The sequence below is a fragment of the Pedobacter nototheniae genome (assembly GCF_032678625.1).
In the GTDB taxonomy this organism is placed as follows: Bacteria; Bacteroidota; Bacteroidia; order Sphingobacteriales; family Sphingobacteriaceae; genus Pedobacter; species Pedobacter nototheniae_A.
In genome coordinates this window covers 1-3,992 of sequence record NZ_JAVTSO010000014.1, presented here as the reverse complement: position 1 = coordinate 3,992, position 3,992 = coordinate 1, and the positions used below count along the sequence as shown (strand labels likewise).

The window sequence follows — 3,992 nt, the reverse complement described above, 5'->3', positions numbered from 1 at the left end:
ATTGCTCCCTGGATTATAGATGATGATTTTCCCGCTCCCGCTAAAAGTAGCTCCGGCCGCTATCCAAACATTCTTGCTGTAAATTTCTAAGGTACCATTGATTTCCCAGTTTGCTTTTGGCCCAAAATAAGTGCCCTCGCTAAAGCGCTGCTCTGTAGTGCCCGCAGAAACAACAACCGTAGATTCATCTACCGTCATACTCCCTACTCCACTTTGACCATAACTGCTTAAGCCGCTGAAAAGCAACAGAAGTAACCCATATATTTTATGTAATTTTTTTCCCATTTAAATGATTATACGACTTAAATGGTCTGTGCAGACCATTTATTCAATATATAATTAATTGTAAATACCTATTACCTGTAACACCGCTTTTGCCATAAACTGGTTCAAGGCATTATTTATTGCTGCTGGTTGGGCGATGTAAATTGCTCCTAATACATTTGCGCTGCTTCTCCTGCTTGCATAAAGTTCTATCGTATGCGAACCAACACTGAGGTTAGTACTTTGCCCCAAAATATCCCATTTACCGAAAGTACCCGAGAAGCCATCGCCTTTTAAATTAAATGTTCTTACCGCAATCAGTTTTCCATCCAGAAAGATGCCTAAAGCATATACAATAGACATACTCGTAGTGGTCACTACATCATACTGTGCCATTCCCTCGGCAGATATATTTAAGGAATTTAAGGGCTTAATAATGTTAAATGTAGACTGCATTCCAGGGATTTTTGTCCAAATACCAGAGGCTGGAACCGAATTTTCAGCATAAATGCCTGCGCCTGAATTTGTGGTTAAATTCAATCCCGTGGTATTGCTAACTGAAGGCAATACAAAAACAAAACTGCCTAGCGCATCTGTGGTTTTTACCACTCCATTATCATCAACAACTAAATATAAACCTGTACCACTTTTAACCCCCTCCAGTCTCAAAGGATCATCTGAAGCACTTGCTTTAATGTGCAGTTCTTTTAGAGGAGCTTTTGTATTAACTCCAACACTTTGTGCAAGTAACGCCGTACTATTAATCAATAGTAAAAAGAGAATTAAAAAATATTTTTTTAAGATTAGCATTTTGCGAAGTTCTATATTAGTTATAAACACCATTAATCTGCATGATCGCTTTTGCCATAAACTGGCTTAGAACCGTAGAATTTGGTACCGGCTGCGCAACATAAATTGAATTGGGTGCTGTTCCTACTGTGTTTCTGCGCGTTACATATATTTCAAGTACATGGGAACCAACGGTGAGACTACTTGCCTGACCTAAAAGACTCCATTTTTGAGAAGTACCCACGCTATTGTCGCCTGCCATTATAAAATTACGCGTCGCTATTAATTTCCCATCCAAGAAAATACCCAGTCCATAGGATATTGCAGCAGCAGAACTGAGTGTTCCATCATACTGAACCATACCTTCGGCATTAATACTCAAAGTATTGGCAGCCTGAAGAATATTAAAGGTTGATTGCATGCCTGTAATTTTAGTCCACGATCCACCGCCAGGAATAGTGCCGGTTGGCCCCGAATTTTCGGTATAATTTGTAGAACCGGTTTGGCTTGTTTGAGTTAAGCCAACGCCTACAGTATTACTTACAGAAGGGATTACAAAAGCAAGATTACTTTTATCAGTGGATATTTTTACTACACCATTATTGTCAAGCACTAAAAATTGTCCCGATCCGGGTTTTAGTCCTTCAACCAATAATGGGTCATCTGTACCAATTGCTTTAACATGAAGCGTTGTAGTAGGCACCTGGGTGTTAATGCCAGTTCTAACCTGTGCGGAGAGTAAAGCTGGGATCGCTAAAAAAACTATGAAGATTAAATTTTTCATCAATTAATAAATTATCAGGCCATTTAACAAAGTATCAAAGCCTGGATTTCTTTTTATTTTTTATTCAATAACACTTTTTCCAATCTTTCTAAGCGCTCTTCGAGTGCGGTAGTTTTAGAATTTAAAAGTTGGATTTCCTGTTCTTTTTTCTTGATTTCAGCCTGTTGTTCAATCACATGCAGATAAAGCTCCTCAATTTTCTCAAGTTGTTGTATGCTTAATGCTGTTATATCGAAAGCATAGCCATCCTTGGTTTTATTGGTTGCACTTATTGGGGTTACGCCAGGTAAATGTTTGTTTAGCTTAACAAATGCTTTCACCTCTTCTAAGGTTTTAAACTGATAATTTTTATCAATTTTAGAAGATCCGTCAAAATATTTTTCGAAAACATAATCGGCATATACACTATTGCTTGTCCAAAGTTTACCCGTTGTAGAAATATCTCCTGCCACATAAAGTTTCGGCGTTATAGTTGATCCTCCGACAGTAAATGCAGGAATTGTTGAAGCTCCAACCGCTACACTTCCCGTTTGATATATGTTTTGAGAATTGGTTGTTGCCTTTGTAGCACCTCCCTGTACCTGCCATGGCTCCAATCCTGTTATGTCTAAATCGGTAGAGGCTACACCGTTAACTGTTGTTTTTAAGTTATTACCCGTTAAAGTATTCACTACGGTATTAACTGCCGGTGCCGTAGAACTAACTCCATTTACATTTGAGGTGATCGTGTTTACGGTATTTGTTAAAACATTACTTGTAGCAGGAATTACGGCATTAACAACATAAGCGTCATTACTTGTACCTGATCCTGTGATGGTAATGTTTGTTCCAGCTGTTGTTTTTCCACCAAGGCCATCTGCTCCTTTTGCGCCAGTTGCACCCACCGGACCTTGTGCTCCAGTTAAACCAACTGGACCCTGAACGCCTGCATCTCCTTTTGCTCCAGTTGCGCCTGCAGAACCAGTTGCACCCGTTAAACCAATTGGTCCCTGAACACCTGCATCTCCCTTATCACCTTTCACTCCTGCTGCACCAGTTGCGCCTGCAGAACCAGTTGTACCCGTTAAACCAACTGGGCCTTGAACGCCTACATCTCCCTTATCACCTTTTATTCCTGCTGCACCGGTATCTCCTTTTAACCCCTGTGCGCCTGCAGAACCAGTTGCACCAGTTAAACCAACTGAGCCTTGAACGCCTGCATCTCCCTTATCACCTTTCACTCCTGCTGCACCAGTATCTCCTTTTAACCCCTGTGCGCCTACAGAACCAGTTGCACCCGTTAAACCAACTTGTCCCTGAACGCCTGCATCTCCCTTATCACCTTTCACTCCTGCTGCACCAGTATCTCCTTTTAATCCCTGTGCACCAGTTGCGCCCGCAGGACCAATTGCACCCGTTAAACCAACTGGACCCTGAACGCCTGCATCTCCCTTATCACCTTTCACTCCTGCTGCACCAGTATCTCCTTTCGCTCCGGTTGCGCCTGCAGAACCAGTTGCACCCGTTAAACCAACTGGACCCTGAACGCCTGCATCTCCCTTATCACCTTTCACTCCTGCTGCACCAGTTGCGCCAGTTAAACCAACAGGACCCTGAACGCCTGCATCTCCCTTATCACCTTTCACTCCTGCTGCACCAGTATCTCCTTTTGCTCCGGTTGCGCCATCTTTACCATTTTTAACCGTTACTGTACCGCCTGAACCATCCGTAATTGTAGAAGAACCATCAGCATTATTTGTTATCGTAACGGACTTACCATCAACACCATTTGTTCCGTTTTTAACCGTTACTGTACCGCCTGAACCATCTGTAATGGTGGAAGAACCATCTGTATTATTTTTTATCGTAACGGACTTACCATCAACACCATTTGTTCCATTAGTACCATTCGTTCCATTTTTAACCGTCACTGTACCGCCTGAACCATCCGTAATTGTGGATGAACCATCTGCATTATTTGTTATCGTAACGGACTTACCATCAACACCATTTGTTCCATTAGTACCATTCGTTCCATTTTTAACCGTCACTGTACCGCCTGAACCATCTGTAATGGTGGATGAACCATCTGCATTATTTGTTATCGTAACGGACTTACCATCAACACCATTTGTTCCATTAGTGCCATTTGTTCCGTTTTTAACCGTCACTGTAC

3 protein-coding genes and 1 pseudogene are annotated in these 3,992 nt (G+C 41.8%); all 4 read right to left on the bottom strand.

The window, feature by feature from the left end:
• Positions 1 to 285 (bottom strand): annotated as a pseudogene (locus tag R2Q77_RS20925) (hypothetical protein); the annotation flags it as partial.
• 54 nt (positions 286 to 339) lie between these two features.
• Positions 340 to 1,032 carry a hypothetical protein gene (locus tag R2Q77_RS20920; RefSeq protein WP_316805654.1) on the bottom strand — a complete coding sequence of 231 codons (693 nt, stop codon included), beginning with the start codon at positions 1,030 to 1,032 and terminating at the stop codon, positions 340 to 342.
• A 58-nt stretch (positions 1,033 to 1,090) separates the two neighbouring features.
• Entirely contained in the window at positions 1,091 to 1,837 is a 747-nt protein-coding gene (locus tag R2Q77_RS20915; protein ID WP_316805653.1) for a hypothetical protein, read from the bottom strand.
• A 53-nt stretch (positions 1,838 to 1,890) separates the two neighbouring features.
• The coding region (locus R2Q77_RS20910; RefSeq protein ID WP_316805652.1) for a hypothetical protein at positions 1,891 to 3,992 on the bottom strand (2,102 nt) is incomplete at its 5' end.